General features: G+C 59.0%; 14 protein-coding genes. 1 reads left to right on the top strand and 13 read right to left on the bottom strand.

Going from position 1 to position 16,743, the window contains the following annotated elements; translation table 11 throughout:
* Nucleotides 1-52: 52 nt before the first annotated feature.
* The 8 genes from Q1A59_RS00355 to Q1A59_RS00390 form a co-directional block, all read right to left on the bottom strand.
* A complete protein-coding gene (locus Q1A59_RS00355; protein WP_298402212.1) occupies nucleotides 53-793 on the bottom strand; it encodes a heme exporter protein CcmB in 741 nt (246 codons plus the stop codon).
* Between the two features lie 9 nt (nucleotides 794-802).
* Nucleotides 803-1,450, bottom strand: a complete 648-nt coding sequence (locus tag Q1A59_RS00360; protein ID WP_298402210.1) for an ABC transporter ATP-binding protein — start codon at nucleotides 1,448-1,450, stop codon at nucleotides 803-805.
* A gap of 342 nt (nucleotides 1,451-1,792) precedes the next feature.
* On the bottom strand, nucleotides 1,793-2,749 hold the full coding sequence (locus tag Q1A59_RS00365) for an alpha/beta fold hydrolase (protein ID WP_299643322.1): 957 nt from the start codon (nucleotides 2,747-2,749) through the stop codon (nucleotides 1,793-1,795).
* Nucleotides 2,746-3,393 (bottom strand): hypothetical protein, encoded by a 648-nt coding sequence (locus tag Q1A59_RS00370; RefSeq protein ID WP_298402206.1) that lies wholly within the window; start codon nucleotides 3,391-3,393, stop codon nucleotides 2,746-2,748. The genes Q1A59_RS00365 and Q1A59_RS00370 overlap by 4 nt, the downstream gene beginning before the upstream one ends.
* 57 nt (nucleotides 3,394-3,450) lie before the next feature.
* A complete protein-coding gene (gene prmC, locus Q1A59_RS00375; protein ID WP_299643325.1) occupies nucleotides 3,451-4,314 on the bottom strand; it encodes a peptide chain release factor N(5)-glutamine methyltransferase in 864 nt (287 codons plus the stop codon).
* Nucleotides 4,311-6,644, bottom strand: a complete 2,334-nt coding sequence (locus tag Q1A59_RS00380; protein ID WP_298402202.1) for a SpoVR family protein — start codon at nucleotides 6,642-6,644, stop codon at nucleotides 4,311-4,313. Before Q1A59_RS00380 ends, prmC begins: the two co-directional genes overlap by 4 nt.
* A 24-nt stretch (nucleotides 6,645-6,668) precedes the next feature.
* On the bottom strand, nucleotides 6,669-7,778 hold the full coding sequence (locus Q1A59_RS00385; protein ID WP_366144846.1) for a DUF444 family protein: 1,110 nt from the start codon (nucleotides 7,776-7,778) through the stop codon (nucleotides 6,669-6,671).
* A gap of 115 nt (nucleotides 7,779-7,893) precedes the next feature.
* Entirely contained in the window at nucleotides 7,894-9,978 is a 2,085-nt protein-coding gene (locus Q1A59_RS00390) for a serine protein kinase (protein ID WP_366144843.1), read from the bottom strand.
* 301 nt (nucleotides 9,979-10,279) lie between these two features.
* On the opposite strand from Q1A59_RS00390, the gene Q1A59_RS00395 reads away from it, so the two are divergent.
* On the top strand, nucleotides 10,280-10,795 hold the full coding sequence (locus Q1A59_RS00395) for a CvpA family protein (protein WP_298402198.1): 516 nt from the start codon (nucleotides 10,280-10,282) through the stop codon (nucleotides 10,793-10,795).
* Nucleotides 10,796-10,951: 156 nt separating this feature from the next.
* Here Q1A59_RS00395 and Q1A59_RS00400 read toward each other — a convergent pair whose 3' ends face one another.
* The 5 genes from Q1A59_RS00400 to Q1A59_RS00420 all read right to left on the bottom strand — a co-directional run bounded on the left by Q1A59_RS00400 (nucleotide 10,952) and on the right by Q1A59_RS00420 (nucleotide 16,728).
* Nucleotides 10,952-12,244, bottom strand: coding sequence for a glycosyltransferase family 4 protein (locus tag Q1A59_RS00400; protein WP_298402196.1), 1,293 nt, complete (start codon nucleotides 12,242-12,244; stop codon nucleotides 10,952-10,954).
* A gap of 178 nt (nucleotides 12,245-12,422) precedes the next feature.
* Nucleotides 12,423-14,189 carry a dynamin family protein gene (locus Q1A59_RS00405; protein ID WP_298402194.1) on the bottom strand — a complete coding sequence of 589 codons (1,767 nt, stop codon included), beginning with the start codon at nucleotides 14,187-14,189 and terminating at the stop codon, nucleotides 12,423-12,425.
* Between the two features lie 34 nt (nucleotides 14,190-14,223).
* Nucleotides 14,224-14,571, bottom strand: coding sequence for a hypothetical protein (locus Q1A59_RS00410; RefSeq protein WP_298402192.1), 348 nt, complete (start codon nucleotides 14,569-14,571; stop codon nucleotides 14,224-14,226).
* Between the two features lie 75 nt (nucleotides 14,572-14,646).
* Nucleotides 14,647-15,024 carry a response regulator gene (locus tag Q1A59_RS00415; protein WP_066783877.1) on the bottom strand — a complete coding sequence of 126 codons (378 nt, stop codon included), beginning with the start codon at nucleotides 15,022-15,024 and terminating at the stop codon, nucleotides 14,647-14,649.
* Nucleotides 15,025-15,312: 288 nt separating this feature from the next.
* Entirely contained in the window at nucleotides 15,313-16,728 is a 1,416-nt protein-coding gene (locus Q1A59_RS00420; protein WP_298402189.1) for a sensor histidine kinase, read from the bottom strand.
* Between the last annotated feature and the right edge of the window lie 15 nt (nucleotides 16,729-16,743).

Consider the following 16,743-nt stretch of genomic DNA (forward strand, 5'->3'; position numbering starts at 1 on the left):
CTGTGGAGAGCGTGCAGCAAGATAACTGTTGCACGCTCTGTTTCTCCTCACCTTATGAGTCCCAGACAAACGGAAACAACATCAACGATGCAGTGAACGTCACTACTACATACGCTAGTAAAAAGCGGATCGGCCCAACCACCACATCAACCGCCACATTTTCAAGCGCCTGCGCCGTACCTTGAATGGCAATAATCAGCGGCGCTACCAGCAACGGGAAGGCCAGCACGGCAAAGAGTGCGCCTTTGAAGCTGGCGCGGGCAATGATTGCGGCAATAATCGTGGTGGCTGAAGTGAGGGCCAACCCGCCGGCGGCCAGCATCACACTAAACGCGAGTGGGCTGCCGACCTTCACCCGTAGCAAGACGATAAAGAGCAGGGTAGTGATGGCGCTCAGCACCATCACCAGCGTCAGGTTGAACCAAAACTTGCCCAGAAACACCGCCGTGGGTGAAGCCGATAAGCGTAAGGCTGCCATCGTCCGCGCCTCTTCTTCGTAGACAAAGCTGCGCGAGAGGCCGTTGAGTGCAGCGAACAGCAACGCAATCCACAGCAGCGCCGATTGAATCAGCAGCGCCTCTTCAGTGCGTCGCATGCCAAGGAAGCCAACGCCAAGGCTGACCGCAGTGGCGGCGCTGACCGCAAAGAGCAGCAGGGTGTTGATGGCGTAGCGCGTGCGTAGTTCGCAGGCGATGTCTTTACGGAAGATCGCCCACGCGGCGCGGAGCGTCGCGCTGATCCCGCTCGGCGGCGGCGCAGGGATGTCGGTAAGAGTGGTTTCTTGTTCGATCACGGTTATGTCTCAATCGGGGTGCCGTATGCCTCGCTCGCCCTGACTACCCCCTAGTCGTAGGATGAGATCAGCGTAGCGCAGCTCGCGCGGGTCGTTGGTCGCGATTACCGTGAGGCCATGCCGACGTTGATCGGCGATGATCTGATCAACCACCGCCGCCCCCTGCTCATCGAGCGTCACCGTCGGCTCGTCAAGCAAGAGCACCGGCGGGCGGTGGAGCAGGGCAAAGGCATAGCGTAGGCGTTGCGCCATCCCTGACGAATACGCCGCCAACCGGTCATCGCCGCGTTTGCCCAAGCCAACCCGTGTGAGCAGCTCGTACAGCGCAGCGTCAGAAATGGCCAATCCGCGCACGCGGGCAAAAAAGCGCAGATTCTCGATCCCGCTCAATTCACGGTAGAGCGCCAAATCAGGTGCGACCCACCCGATCAAATGGCGCGCGTCACGCGGATCGAACCGGGTGCCGCCGGCTTCGTAGTAGGCTACACCAGACGTTGGCGCCTGCAAACCGGCCAATATCCGTAACACGGTGCTTTTGCCGCTGCCGTTGGGTCCGCTAACCACCAACACCTCGCCCCGGTGAAGGGTAAAGCTAATATCGCGCACAATCGTGCGCGCGCCATACCCTGCGCTGAGTTGCGAAACATGAAGCTGCATACAGTGTCCGGTCGTGTTGCGTGGCTGCTCGGCCCGCGCCGTATGCAGATTATACCAATTCTTGGCCGGTTGCTGTGTGTAAGGTGGGGGGGATGCATACCACACTGTCATTGCGAGCCGCGCTATGTGCGGGGCATAGCACTGTGTGTCATTGCAAGCTGCTGGAGGCGGCGAAGCCATCTCCTGCTCTTGCGAGATAATCCCCCACAGCAGGAGGTGATGGCTGCGGGGGCTGTGCCCCTTCGCGATGACAACATAGCGGGCGGCGCGGCCCCCGCAGCACATCGAACAAGCCGGCATTCCCGCGTGAGAGATGCCGGCCTGAGAGCGAGCTGTGCGCTGCTACATTCTTCCCGGTGGCAGGGCAGAATGTGGCGCTGGTGGCGTCGGTCGCGGTGGTGGCGGTGCTTCGCTACCGTCGATGGAGTTGCTGCGTTCAGTCACTGGCGGCGCCGGTGGTTCGACCCGTGGCAGCGTAGCGCTGGTTGATTGCTTTGGATCTAGTTTGGGCGCGGTGGTGATCAGATCAGGCTGTTGCAAGAACCTCAACAAAATCTCATGGAAGCGATCGGCTTCATCTACAAACGGGAAGTGGCGGCTCTGCTCCATGCGCACCACCTGCGCCATTGGCACATAGGTAAAGAGTTGGAGTTGGTTGGGGTTGACAATATCGTCGCGCGCGCCATGCACTACCAGCGCCGGCACGCGCAACTTGTCGAGCATCGGGGTCAAATCGGTTCGCCACATCGAATGGATCGCGCCGCGGATGGTGTCGGCAGTGGATTTGGTGCTGTCTTCGAGCACCTCATCCACTTCGGGGTCGAGCGAGTCGCCGAAGAAGAAGCGAAAGAGGGAGCGGCGCAGCCATGGTCGGCGGGCGAAGAACTCGGCGAAGAATGGCCGGTCAACGAGCTTCAGCATCCACGAGAGTGCGTCGCCGTTGATCGGCGCGCCAACGGTGACTACGCGAGTGATTCGTTCGGGGTGTTCGATCGCTGTCTTCATCGCAACCATGCCGCCCATGGAGTGACCAACTAGCGCCGCCCGCTCGATTCCCATTGCATCGAGGAAGCGGATGACCTGATTGGAATAGCCTTGGATCGTCGGCATTTCGTTGGTGCGCGACTCGCCGAAACCCCAAAAGTCAAATGAGTAGGTGCGGAAATGGTGCGAAATAACCTCCATTGAGGTGTACCAATAGCGCCAACTGCCAAGCCAGCCATGGAGGAAGACGACTGGCCTCCCGCGTCCGAACACTTCATAATGCACCCGCTGATTGTCAATGACGATGATGCTCATGCTGGCCTCGCCGTTGAGGAAGAATTCACTGCGCGGGCGCGCAACTGGGCGACGCTCGTTTCGCGTTCGTGCAGCGACCGGCGCAGCCGCCATTGCAAGGTGGCAATATCTTCAGAGATGCTACGCAGGTGCGCCATCTCTTGCTCGAGCTCTTCCAATAACGCACGTGCTTGCAAGCCGGCGGAAACCGCCGTGCGTTCGGTTGAAAGGTGAGCGATTCGCTCTTGAATGGCAGCCAAGAGGCTGAGCAAGTTGGCCCACGCTTCGTTATCATTGACTTCGTGCTGGCGTTGCTGCTGGCCACGCGCTTCAATCCAGCGTTGAATTTGCTGTTGCAGCGCCGTGATCCGCTCTTCCAACTGGCGCACCGCCGTCATATCTATCTCGCCGCCGGCCCGTTGTGGCGGGGTTGCCGTGAGTTGGGTGAGTTGTTGTTGCAAATTGGTCATCGCCGCGCTGAGCTGTGATTGTCGCTGCATCACCGCTTCCTGCTCGTTGAGCATATCGAGCAGCATGAGGCGCAGTTGCGACGATTCTTGTTCGCTCCGCGCCGCCTGTTGCTGCAGCAGATGCGGCACATACCAGAGTAGGATAAAAAGCAGCGTGATGATGGCAATACCGAGCGCGACAAAGAGTGCAGTCATAGCAATCCTCCTGATCTCCGCTCGTAGTATATCGTTATCTGGCAATGATGAGCTAGATCAGCGGATGACATCTCGATTACGCGCCCATACCACTCGCTCTCGTCCGGCAAGATCACGCTGAATGCCGATCTCGGCCTGCGGCATGGCTTGATGAAGTAAACGTACCACAGCTTCAGACTGCCATGCGCCGATCTCTAATAGTATAGCTCCCTGCGGTTTGAGGTATGCCGGCGCGGCAGCGATTAACCGGCGGTAGCAGTCAAGCCCATCTGGGCCGCCATCGAGGGCGAGGTGCGGTTCGTAGCGGTAGACGCCTTCTTCGATCTCGTTGAGAATCGTGTAGGGGGGATTGCTGACGATCAGATCAACCGGGCCGGGTAGCGGTTCCAGCAGATCACCTTCGAGCAGCGTCAGGCGATCTTGCAGGTGGTAGCGCGCGATATTGGCGGCAGCGACCTCTAGTGCGCTAGCGCTCAGATCGACCCCATAGAGGATCGCATGCGGCAGATGCATGGCTAGCGCAATCGCGATCGCGCCGCTGCCGACGCCAACATCGGCGATTGTCAGCGGTGCATTGCCGTACCGTCGCGCCTCAGCAAGCACCATCTCAACCAACACTTCAGTTTCAGGACGGGGAATGAGCACGCGCCGGTCAACCAGCAGGTCAATGCCAAAGAATTCGCGGTGGCCGGTCAGATAGGCTACCGGTTCGTGCACGGCGCGACGGGCTACTAACGCGGCAAAGGTCGCCTGCTGTTCAGGGGTAAGCGCGTAGTCGCGCTCGGCGACCACTTTCGCTCGCGACCATCCCAACGTATGAGCAAGGAGCAGCTCAGCATCGAGGCGGGCCGTCGTGCTGACGGCCCGCAACTGTTCAGCGGCAGTGCGTAGCGCGTGTTGGATCGTGACTGTGTCGCTCAATCTAATCGCCGTTCGCTAAAATCACGCCCGTCGAACGACAGCAAGCGACGTTTCTCGTCAATGACCGTCTCAAGATGAACGGGGCGCGTCCAAATCTTGAAGAGGTTGCGCATCGTCTCGCGGGCGTAATCTATCTTCAGATCAACGCCTTCGTGGCGGTGGCGCAAGTACAGTTCGCCGCGATTGCCGTAGTTGCCGTCTTCGACGAGGATTACCGGCTGGCCGAAGTTGGTGAGCCGGAAGAGCAGCTTCTCTTTGACCTCTTTAAACTCGCGGGAAGCGATTTCGTAGAGGTCAGTGTCTCGATTATAGCGGAAGGTGAAGAGCTTCTGTTCCATCACGAATTCCGGCGTGAGGAATTCGTCGATAAAGGTGACATCGTTATAGAGCCGGCGCACCTCGAAGATCTTTTGGCGGCCAAGGCCGAGCTGCTTATCCCACGAGCGTTTGAGCCGGATATCGTCACACTCTTCGTACTCTTTCCCAAACTTGCCCTTATTCCAGCGATCTTCGATATCACGCAGCAATTCCAAGCCTAATTTGTACGGATTGAGTCGCCCACCGCTGGTCGCCACCACTCCCGAATGGAGATCGGCGAACGAGATGATTTCAGCCGCCGACGCGACGCGCTGGGTCATGATTGTGCTGTGCCAGTAGCTATTGTGGTTGATGAACCCTTGGGCAACGTAGCGATGGGTTTCGGTAACTGAGATGTCGTAGACATCGGCGGTGCCGTGCTCGATAGCGACGACCTCATCGGCCCATGCCGTTGGCGCGGCGGGGGTGGTGAAAGCTTGTTCCAGCGCAGCAGCGTCCGCAATGTGCAGGATCGCGCCGTTGCGTTGCGCCATCACGCCAAGGTTTAGCAGCAGCAACTGCCCGGTTGCGGCTTGTTCAGCATCGGCGCAGGTTATCAGCAATTGCTTGCCATCTAATTGGCCGGCGTTAGCGCAGAAGGCGCGCAGGAAGGCAACCACCTGCGGGCGCGGCGAGCGGCAGATTGCAGCGAGCGCGCGCCGGTCGGGGCGAGTGGCGCAATGCGCGCCAAGCTGGGCAGCCAACGGCTCATCAACCACGGTCGCTGGTGCGCACCGGTAGCCGTGGCGACGGGCTGGGTAGGCATCGGTGTGCGCCATTGCCGGTACACGCGCCATTGCGGCAACCCGCTTGAGCAGCGAGCGGCGGCGGAGGGTGGCCGGCGCGGTAGCCCACAGCTCGGTACCGCCAGCGATCCGCACCTGATCGCCAATGTGCAGCGCATCGAGCCGCCGCCATTCGCCATTGGCGAGCAGAATGCGATGGTTGTGCGAACCAGAAAGCGTCAAGCCGGCGCGGGTGCGGATAGTGACCGTTGGGTAGGCGGTAAAGACATTCCAGTCGTAGATCGTCTGCGCGCTTTCGCCATCGCTGATGCGGGCGCGGTGGCGCTGCTCCACTACGTCACGTATCGGGATCAGGCCGCGGTCAGTAATGATCAAACTCTCGCCGGTCAGGCAGGCCCAACCCTCATTGAGAATCTTGGTCATGCCCTGCGGCGCGAAGTAATAGGCCTCATCACGGATAATCTCCAGCACCGTATGCTGCCAGCTCTCGAGCGGAGCAAAATTCATCAAGAACAGCAGCACATCGCGCTGCGGATTTTCGGGGAAGCGGCGCTGGCGGGCGCGCTCCTCTTCGAGTTTGCGCCGCTGCCGTTCCAGAAACTCTGGCGGGTTAATGTAATCGCGCATATACTCGCGCTCGACCGGCAAGCCCTCGACCACCGGCGGCTCTTCGTCGTTAACGATCGGGCGCGGCGTGACGGCTTCGGGGCGGCGGATGTAGGGCGCATGGTAGTCGATCAGATTTTCCAGCGATAAGCAGGTATCAATAAACTCTTCCACCTGATCGTAGCCGATCCGGTCAATGATACGCTGGATGCGGGCGGCGTGGTTTGCCATGGTATCAAGCATCTTACGATTGGTGTGGGCAAACCACATATTGTTCTTGAAGAAATCGACGTGGCCGGTCACGTGAGCCATCACCATCTTCTGGGTCACATCTTCGTTGCCTTCGAGCAGATAGGCATACGCAGGATTATTGTTAATGACCATTTCATAAATGGTGCTACCGGCCCAGATATGGCCCTTCAGCAACTGATCGTACTCCATGCCGAAGCGCCAATGCGGATAGCGGGTCGGGAAGCCGCCGAACGCCGCCGTCTCATAGAGCGTGCGGTAATCGAGCACTTCGTAAATGATGGGGAAGAAATCGAGGCCGTATTCACGGGCAATCTGCTCGATCTCTTGGCGCGCCTGTTCGAGATGAGCGGGAAGGCGGGTACTCTTCATACGCACACCAGAGCAATAGAGCGATCAGCGGCCTTTGCCGAGGAAGGCGCGGATCGCGTCGTAGATATCGTCACGATCGGCAATTTCAGCGATAACCACTCGGTCGTCGCCGCGCAAATACTCTTCAAGATCGTGGGCAAAGCGACCTGAACCGTAGAGCGAGCGGACCTGACCGTAGCAGAACAGATTCACCTTGGGCAATAGCTCGCGCTTAAGCAGCTCAACGCACTCACGGGTATCACCGCCGCCCCAGTTATCGCCATCAGAAAAATGGAACGGATAGATATTCCATTCAGTAGCCGGGTATCGCTCGTCGATCAAGCGATTACAGAGCTTATAGGCCGACGAAATCTTGGTGCCGCCGCCTTCACGAATATGGTAGAAGGTTTGCTGATCGACCTCCTTAGCAGCGGCATCATGCACAATATAGCGAATCTCGATCGACTTATACTGCGAGCGCAGCCACGTCTCGATCCAAAACGCCGTCATGCGCACCAACTCTTTTTGTTCGGCCCCCATCGACCCCGACACGTCCATCATATAAATAATGACGGCGTTGCTTTCGGGCATCAAAGTCTCTTTCCACGAGCGATAGCGCATATCCTCGGGAATAGGCACCACGACCGGATCGTCGAGGTTATACTCACCGGCAGCAATTTGGCGGCGGAGCGCCTCGCGATAGGTGCGTTTAAAGTGACGCAGCGAGTTGGGGCCGGTGCGGCGAATGCCGCTGTATTTATCCTTCTCGCTGATCAGATTCTTCTTGCCTTTAGGCTGAATATTGGGCAGTTGCAGCTCTTCGCCGAGTATCTGGGCCAGCTCCTCGATGGTGATATCAACTTCGAGGATATGCTGGCCGGGTTCAGCGCCGGCCTGCCCCGTGCCTTGTTGACCATCACCTTGCGCGATCGGATCGCCGACGTCGCCATCACCCTGCCCGACGCCGCCACTCTGTTTCGCGCCATAGCGGAATTGGGGGATGTCGATCTGCGGTATGGGAATGCTGACGTAGCGTTTGCCCTGCCGCCCGATCAACTCTCCCTGCGACATATACTTGCGCAGGTCTTTTTTGATGCGACCGCGCACAATCTCGCGAAAGCGGCTCAGGTCGCGTTCAGCGCGTTTCATTGACATCGACATAGACGGCACCCTGCGATGAGTTGAGAGCACTACATCCTACGTAGCAACGATAGGTCGCTGCGAGGAACAAGGCATGCCTTGCCCCTAGCAGCGTGGTATAGCCTTGCCCTTACCGGCGTGTATCGCCGCGGGCGAAGATCGAGGCCACGTAGTTGAGCACATCGGTCGCCGACTGCTCGTTGTAGCCGAAGTCGCGGATCAGGCGCGCCTTGACCACATCGATCTTCTCTTGGGTATCTTTATCAATCACCCGCGAGACGAGTGAGGTGAGCTTGATGCTGTCCTTCTGATCCTCGAACAGCTTCAGCTCGAGCGCTTTGTGCAGCCGCTCGTTGGTGCGGTAATCGAAGGTCTTGCCTTCGATTGCCAGCGCGCCGATGTAATTCATGATCTCGCGGCGGAAGTCATCTTTGCGCGACTCGGGAATATCGATCTTCTCTTCGATGCTGCGCATCAAGCGCTCATCGGGTTCTTCGTACTGGCCGGTGTAGCGATTACGCACCTTCTCGCGTTGGGTGTAGGCTTTGATGTTGTCGATGTAGTTGGCGCACAGGCGCTTAATCGCTTCTTCGTCAGCCGAAATTGCGCGTTGCACTTCGTTTTTCACAATCTCGGTATACTCCTCGCGCACGACGGCTAGCAGGTCGCGGTAGCGTTTGCGCTGCTCTTCGTCGGTGATAAGTGCATGGTTCTTGAGACCGCTCTCTAGCTCATTCAGCACCATAAAGGGATTGATATAACCCTCTTCCTGATTGCTGACCAGCGCATTCGAGATCTTGTCTTGGATGTAGCGCGGCGAGATGCCCTCCATCCCCTCGCGCACCGCCTCTTTACGCAGCTCCTTGATGTTATCCTCGGTGAAGCCGGGCAACGTCTTGCCGTTGTAGAGCTTCAGTTTCTGCAACAGGGTCAGATTGGGCTTCTTCGGCTCTTCGAGACGGGTGAGCACAGCCCACATCGCCGCCATCTCGAGCGTATGCGGTGCAATATGGACGCGCACCTTCTTGCGATTGAAGTCGCGCTCGTAGATGCGCACCTCGTCGCGCAAGCGAGTGACGTAAGGAATGTCGATCCGCACGGTGCGGTCTTTCAACGCCTCCATGAACTCGTTATTCTCGAGGCGGCGGTATTCCGGCTCGTTAGTATGGCCGATGATCACCTCATCAATGTCGGTTTGCGCAAACTTCTTCGACTTGATACGATGCTCTTGCGACGCGCCGAGCAAGTCGTAGAGGAAGGCGACATCGAGCTTGAGCATCTCGACAAACTCGATGATGCCGCGGTTGGCGATATTAAACTCGCCGTCGAAGTTAAAGGCGCGCGGGTCAGAGTCCGAGCCGTAAATCGCGATCTTGCGATAATTAATATCGCCGGTCAACTCGGTGCTATCTTGGTTCTTCTCGTCTTTGGGCTGGAAGGTGCCGATCCCGACCCGATCCTGCTCGCTAAAGACCAGCCGGCGGACGCGCACATGGTTCATGACCTTGAGCCAATCGCCGTCGTAGCGCTGCATCAGCTCGCGGAAGTGGAAGCGGCAGACCGGGCAAAGGTCGCCTTCGATCCGGATCTGGCGATCAGGGTCGAGATTCTCGTTCAGCCGCTCGATAAAGCTGGCGCGTAGATCGCGCGGGATCAGGTGTAGCGGCTCTTCGTGCATCGGGCACTTTTCCCATTCCGATTCGGGTACCTGTCGCCAATCGAACGTGTCATGGTTTTCGATCACGCCGGGGTACCAGTCGTAGGTGTATAATGCGCCATCTTCGGTGCGTGAATAGTGCTCAAGACCACGCTTAAGCCGGCGCACGATGGTTGACTTCGATGAGCCAACTGGGCCGTGCAAGAGCAAGACGCGCTTTTCGGTGCCGTAGCCGCGGGCAGCGCCTTTGAAGAAGTTAACCAACCGCATGAGCGGAATCTCAAGCCCGAAAACGGCATCATCGCCGTCAAACGACTCGTCAGAGAAGAATTTGTAGCGGATGAGCCGCTTCTTGGCGTCAATAAACTCTTCGGTGCCATACGACATAATCATGTCGTAGACCCGTTGAAAGGCGTTGCGAGCAACTTGCGGCTTGCGGGCGACAATGTCGAGATACTCGGCAAAGGTACCGCGCCAGTTGAGCTGCTGAAATTGGCGGCGATCCTGCTGCTCGCCAATCATCTTCATCAGCTCGAAACCGGATAGGGTCATGTTCATACGTCCTCCTGCTGAGGAATGTCCCCGCCGGCGTTCCGGCGGAGCGTTTGATGGGTCGCGGACAACCATCATCTGCGTGGTGATGCAAGGCCACAACCGGGATGCCAACGTGCAGGGTGCGAACTGGCAGAAACGCGGCGGTGATGCCGCATGCCAGTGAGCTCGCGCGCCGTATGTGACAGCTTTGCGTGCTCTGGGAAGCGGAACGAGGAATCTTTCAGGTGAAGGTATTATAGCAAGGTGTCTATTGTCCGTCAAGGACTTTATGTCGTGTTGATCATTTGTTCAAGGAGGCGCATCAATGACGAATGTTGATATTGCGATTTTTGTGGCGCTAGGATTATTTACGATTCTAGGTCTGTATTGGGGTCTGATCCGGCAGGTGCTGGCCGTGGTGGGGGTCGTGGTCGGGTTTATGCTGGCCGGCCAATATGGGACGGAGGTGGCGGTGTGGCTGGGCTCGGTCATTACCGATCCGAATCTGGCGCAGGCGTTAGGCTTTATTGCGGTGTTGTTGCTGGTCAGCAACGTTGCCAGCCTGATTGCGTCGCTCTTGCATTCGATGGCCGGTTTGATGTTTCTCGGCTGGCTCGACCATTTGTTGGGGGCGGTGCTGGGGTTGGTGCAGGGGGTGATCACGGTAACGGCAGTGTTAATCGTGTTGGTGGTGTTTCCGGTTGATCCGTGGAGCGGGTGGTTGCGCAGTTCACTGCTAGCAGGTTGGCTGTTGCGGCTAGGGGAGCCGCTGACGCTGTTGCTGCCGGAGCTGTTTGCGGCGGCGGTGCGTACCTTCAACGAGTTTGGCATCTTGCCCTAAAGAAGGGCAACATGACGAACGTCAAGACGCAGAGGAGATAAAGACGCAAAGGAGATCCCCGCAAAGGCGCAAAGAGATGTTGTGTACGTAGAGTGCAGCGGGCCATGAGTCATTCTTATCAGGCCGCTCACGCTATGTCTACATATTCTCACATCTTCATCGCTTTGTATCGACTCCGCTGCGTCTTTGCGCGAGCTTAGCGTACAACGCCTCGTAGCGCGGCAGCAGGCGATCGGCAGCGAATCGTTCGCGGGCGGCGGCGCGGGCGGCAGCGCCGATCCGCTGGCGGGTGACGGGGTCGTTGAGCAAGCGGACGATCCATTCCACCATTGCCGGCAGGGTCGGAGCGAGGATGCCGGTTTCGCCATGCGTGATGATATCTGGCGTGCCACCGGTCGGCATCGCCACAATCGGCGCGCCCAGCGCCGCCGCTTCGATCAATGCCCGCGCCAACGGCTCGCCCCAGTTCGAGGGGAAGATCAGCAGATCACAACGGGCCGTGAGCCGGAGCAGTTCGTCGTGTTCAACCCATGCCAGCACCCGTCCGGGCAGGCCGCTGGCTTTCAGCGCCGCATCAATCGCTGGACGCAGCGCGCCATCCCCGGCGATCAACAGGGTCAGCGGCGGCAACTCGGCCCGGCGGGCGGTCAGCGCCGCAATCAGCTCGATCAGCAAGCCAGCGCCTTTGTTGGCTTCCAACTTGCCGGCAAACAGCACCAGCGCCCCCTCCCACGTGATCTGGGGCGCAGGAGCGGCGATTGCATCACTGGCGGTGATGTCAACCATGTTGGGCAGCACGTGGATGTGGGCTGGGTCAACCATGCTGGCCAGCCGGCGGGCGATGTAATGGCTCGGCGCGATCACTGCATCTGCCTGTGCAAGCAGGGCTGTGCGCGCCGCGACATGCGATTGCATATAAGGTATGGCGAGCATGGCCAGCGTACCGCGCAGCGGGCCGAGGCGGGCGACCAGATCGGTGGCGAGCGCCGCCCACGAGCCACCCGGATGCGGAATGCGGTTGCCGTGCAATCCGGTGGCGAAATAGTCCCACGGCCAATGATCGCGCACCGTTACCACCACCGGCGCCTTGAGCGTGGTGCGGGCGAGGACAGCGGCGGCGGCGGCTTGGGTGTGCTGGGCATGGATGACCTCAACCCCACCGATCTCGTGGCCAGTGGCGATGATGGCTTGCGCCAGCCGCGGCCAGAACCGTTCGTGGCGAAAGTAGTTTTGTACAAAGGGCAGCGACGGCGCGTAGTATGGCACGCGCCGGACGGGCAAGCCATCAACCCAATCGACCAATGGCCGCCGGCAAGGGTGGCGGCAGGGCACGATGAGCTGCACTTGATGACCACGAGCGTGCAATCCGGTGGCAAGGGCGTGCGTGCTCCACGCCGCGCCGCCGCGCCCGTCGGGCGGGAAGACATCGGATGGCATGAGAATGCGCATTCTAGTACACTTCAGCATCTATTCGTGAGCGACTGCTTCCCGCACTCGTTGGGGTTGTTTCGCACCGCACCCGATGACAACGATCTAGGGGTTCGCCAGAGGCCCGCGCTCTCTGGCAGTCCATCGCTCGTCGCGAACAGGAAAGCTTATCGGGGGGACAAGCGCAACACGGCTCCACCTAGCCCGCCTGCTTGCTCAACTTCTCAACTGCGACGGCAAGATCGGAAAACGCGCGTTGCAGCTCGATCAACTGCTCTTGCTGAGCGCGCACAAAGCGGATAAACGGCGCATTGCGCTCGCGAATCTGCAAGATAGTGCGCTCGCTCTCGCGCTCGATCTGCTCGCGCAGCTCGGTGCGCAACTGGTTGCGCACCTCGTCGATCTTCTTGCGGATCGTCTCTTTGGCTTGGCGACGTTTGGCCGGCAAGATCGCCAACCCCAGTCCGGCAACGGTCAGCGCCGCCAGAATGCCGGTCATATCGAGCAAGACGGTATGGAAGAGGGCGACAAGGGTTGCGCCCAACCCCAACGCACCTACACCGGTGATCGCAGTCGCCGCGACCGAAGACTGCACTTCAGTGGCAAGTTGGTGCGCTTCGGCCTGCCGGTTATAGCCGGCCATCGCCGTCTGCGCCGCTTGGCCGATGCTCTCAAGCAGGGCTTGCCGGTTGTAGGCAAAACTGCCGCCGACGCTGCCGAGCATCCGATCGCGATGAGCCTGCGCGCGCTGTTGGATAAACTCATCAACGCTCTGTTGCAAGCGCAGATTCTTTTCCATCAACCAGTCGATCAGTTGTTGGATGCGCTGGTCGAGTTGTTGGTAGGCATCGCCGATCACTTCTTGCTCGAACGCGGTGCGCAACCGGTTGCCGTCGATGAGTTCGCGGATGCGGCTGAGCCGGATCGTCTCGTCGCAGAAACGATCGCCACGCTCTTGAATTGTGGTCAGCACGCGATCGATCTCGGTGAGATGATACTCGGCGTCTTGTTTCAATTCATCGCCAAAGAGAGCTAGTTGGCGGTCGATCTGGTCAATTGCCTGAATATCATCACGCAGGGTGACGAGGCGCGCTTCGGTGGCTTCGAGATACTTGGTCGTAATCCGACGGGCTACGCCGAGTGGCGAGAGCACCTTGAGGCGAAAGCGGGTCTCTTCATCGAGCGTATCAACCACGAAATGTTCGATGGCCGCCATCCCGCTGGCTTGCCACTGCTCGACCGCGGTTTCGCCAGCTTGTTGGCGGGCCTGCAAAGCGCGGCGAGCCGAGACCATAAACAACTCGGGTGATTGTTCGAGCACCCGGTTGACATGCTCACGGACAAACTGGGCCACTTGGTCTTGTTCGGCGGGAGTGAGGATGTCGGCTTTGTTGATCACCACGACCACCTTCTTCCCCCACTCTTTGATCAACTCAAGAAACGCGCGTTCGCTCTCGGTAAACGGGCGATCAGCCGATGTCAGAAAAATGACCAGATCGGCGCGCGGGATATATTCACGGGTCAACCGCTCGTGTTGGCGGATGACGGCATTGGTGCCGGGGGTGTCAACCACGGTCAATTGGCGCAGCATCTCGGCGGGATAATGGTGCAGACGCAAACCGGGTTCGATCAGTTCATCGAACGGTTCATCGCCATACTTGAGTAACGTAATCGCATCGGTAGTAGGGGTAACGCCTTCGGGCAGCACCTGCGCACCGAGCAGCGCGTTGAGAAAGGTCGATTTACCGGAATTAAACTCGCCAGCGACCACAATCAGAAACAGCTCGCGCAAGCTGGCGCGACTGCCGGCAAGCGCATTACGGTCAGAGGTCTCAACATCAGAGCCGAACCGGTCGAGCGCCTCCTCGATCCGTTGCAAGAGCGCATCGAGTTCATTCAGCAGCGCATCTTGCTGTTCGGTCGTCAAGCGGCGGCGGCGAAAGAGACCGAAGGGCAGAGTAATCACGTTGCTCCTCACAAGGGTATTTAACCGGCGCGCCTTAGACGCCGAGGTTGCGGGCCACAACTGCCAGCGCCGCTAGCGCCAAGGCAAGCCCGACGACGCCGTACAACAAGCCGGGCGCAAGATTAGCCCGATCCCAGAGTGCATTGCGGCGAGGTGGGCCGCTAGTCTCGATCCGGCGGCCACGCCAATAGGTCACACGGGTGGGTGTCCGACCGCCGGGCAATGAGATGCCAAGCGTCCGCGCTGCCTGATAGAGCAGCCAGCCAGCGGGCAAAGCTAACGCCAGCGCCGTAAGCGGCCACGGCAGGCTGCGGGTATTAGCAAGCACAATGATAATAGCAAACAATGCGATCCAGCGCCAATCGAAGCGGAGGGCAGGCATAAGCTTCTCCTTTCCCGATATGGCGCATGATAACACATGTAGAGACGCACCCGCGAAGAGCGTTGTGACTGAGGATCACACGACCTGATGTAGCGCCTGTGAAACTAACGGCGCTAGCTCGCGCAGCTCAATGGGTTTGGCTGCGTACAGCTCAACACCGAGCGCCTGCATTCGCGCGCGCAAGCCGGGAGTGTCATAGGCAGTGAGCGCAAGGATTGGCAGGTAGGGCCGATAGGTACGCACTGCCCGGATCAAGGCGGCGGCTGCGCCATACGGGCTAGGATCGACAATCAGCAGATCAACGTTGCCGTTGGCGCATGCGAGCCATGCTTCGTTGGCGTTGGTTGTCGCCTGCACAATCACCTCATCGCCAAGCAATGCCTGCAAGCCACGCTGGGTGACGAGTGCTGCGGTTGGATCGTCGTCGTATATCTGAATGCGATAAGCCGCCATGGTACCAGCTTCCAGATTATGGAGTGTATTGGTGGTAGCAGAAGGCCATGCTCTGACCTTAATGCTACTCGGTTGCTGCACGATCGGCGAGACCTGAGGCAACAACGTGCAGTAGTGAAGCGATAACAAAGGCGGTTATCACTTTGTGATATTTTTCATTAACCCTAGATAAGCAGAATAAGCCTCTGAGATTGGATCGGCCATCGCTAGTAGGGGCAGTTGATTGACCGGTGCCGGCCTCGGTACGTTGGCATGCAGCTCTGCCGCATGCCAACTGAGCCTATCCGATCAGCTTGCCGTGAGTGGCGGTTCCAACGGCAGCAGAATGGTAAAGGTTGTGCCCACGCCGGGCTGGCTGTCAACCGTAATCCGTCCGCCGTGTTGGGTAACGATGTGGGCGCTGATCGCGAGACCAAGGCCAGTGCCGTGCGGTTTGGTGGTATAGAACGGCTCGAACAAATGGGGAATATGTTCTGGGGCAATACCCACGCCGGTATCGGTAATCGAAATAGCGAGCGTGGCGGGTGCGCCGGCACGGGCAGCAATTAGCTCGCTGCTAACGGTCAATTCACCGCCGCTCGGCATCGCATCGCAAGCGTTCAAGATCACGTTCAGAAAGACTTGGCGCAGTTGATCGGCGTGGGCCACAATCGGAGGCAGGTCGTTGGCCAAGCGTGTATGCACAGTGACGTGATTATGGCGCAGATGGGTCGTCACCAATTCGAGCGTCTCGCGCAGCAGGGCATTGATATTAGCACTGGTCAACTCGCCACGTGATGGGCGATAGAAATCGCGCATGCGGGTGATGATGCGCGCAATCCGGCCTAACTCTTGTTGGGCAATGGCGAGAAAGGTGCGTTGCGGTGCGTCGGGGGGCAGGTCTTGTTCCACCAGATACAGACTATTCCGCGCGGCATAGAGCGGGTTGTTAATCTCGTGGGCGACCGAGGCTGACAATTCGCCGACGGCGGCGAGCTTAGCGCTTTGCAAAAGTTGCGCTTGGGCGGCGTTGAGACGGGCTTCGGCTTCGGCGCGCAGCGATTGGGTATGTACCAGATCGCGCTGTAAGGCAGCGGCGCGTTGGCGCTGTTGCACCTCGTCGATCGCGATCACGGTCAGATCAGCCAATGCCTGTACGAAGGGCAGATCGCGCGGGTGATACAGATGCGAGAGCTGCTCGCCGCAGATGACAAGGGCGCCGAGCCGCTGTTGCTCGATGCGCAATGGCGCCAGCAAGACGCTTTGCGGCCAGAGGCAATCCTCGATCGATAGCGGATGCGCAGTATTCTGTTGGTGGATGATATATTCAAGCTCTGGCCCGCTCAGTAAGAGCGCGCGCGGCGCTTTGGCCGCCATTTCAGCCAAGACCGAGAATGCTGGCGCTGGCGCACGTTCAGGCGCAGAGGCGCGTAAACGTAAGCGGCTGTCTTGATCATTGTCTATCAAGTAGATATGAGCGGTCGCAGTGCCCGGGAAGAGCTCGACGGCCTGTTGGACGACGAGCTTGATGATGGCTTCAATGTCGTGGCTAATCAAAAGCGCCGCCGAAACTGATAACAAGGCTGCTAGTCGTCGGTCAAGGTCGCGGGTGTAGCGTGCGTGCAACTCCGCTTCTCGTTCCAATGCGGCAATCCGGCTCTGCGCCGCCTGCAAGTCTCGTTCCAATTTGGCAATGTATGCGACCGCATCATCGCGCTCGATCATACCTGTCCGCTCCCC

Origin of the sequence: uncultured Chloroflexus sp., from assembly GCF_937951745.1 — a bacterium.
Taxonomy (GTDB): Bacteria; Chloroflexota; Chloroflexia; order Chloroflexales; family Chloroflexaceae; genus Chloroflexus.

Bases quoted from the DNA above. Each gene is read 5' to 3' on its own strand.
- Q1A59_RS00360 (WP_298402210.1), bottom strand. From the start codon at position 1,450: ATGCAGCTTCATGTTTCGCAACTCAGCGCAGGGTATGGCGCGCGCACG.
- Q1A59_RS00365 (WP_299643322.1), bottom strand. From the start codon at position 2,749: ATGAGCATCATCGTCATTGACAATCAGCGGGTGCATTATGAAGTGTTC.
- Q1A59_RS00370 (WP_298402206.1), bottom strand. From the start codon at position 3,393: ATGACTGCACTCTTTGTCGCGCTCGGTATTGCCATCATCACGCTGCTT.
- Q1A59_RS00380 (WP_298402202.1), bottom strand. From the start codon at position 6,644: ATGAAGAGTACCCGCCTTCCCGCTCATCTCGAACAGGCGCGCCAAGAG.
- Q1A59_RS00385 (WP_366144846.1), bottom strand. From the start codon at position 7,778: ATGTCAATGAAACGCGCTGAACGCGACCTGAGCCGCTTTCGCGAGATT.
- Q1A59_RS00390 (WP_366144843.1), bottom strand. From the start codon at position 9,978: ATGAACATGACCCTATCCGGTTTCGAGCTGATGAAGATGATTGGCGAG.
- Q1A59_RS00395 (WP_298402198.1), top strand. From the start codon at position 10,280: ATGACGAATGTTGATATTGCGATTTTTGTGGCGCTAGGATTATTTACG.
- Q1A59_RS00400 (WP_298402196.1), bottom strand. From the start codon at position 12,244: ATGCGCATTCTCATGCCATCCGATGTCTTCCCGCCCGACGGGCGCGGC.
- Q1A59_RS00410 (WP_298402192.1), bottom strand. From the start codon at position 14,571: ATGCCTGCCCTCCGCTTCGATTGGCGCTGGATCGCATTGTTTGCTATT.
- Q1A59_RS00415 (WP_066783877.1), bottom strand. From the start codon at position 15,024: ATGGCGGCTTATCGCATTCAGATATACGACGACGATCCAACCGCAGCA.
- Q1A59_RS00420 (WP_298402189.1), bottom strand. From the start codon at position 16,728: ATGATCGAGCGCGATGATGCGGTCGCATACATTGCCAAATTGGAACGA.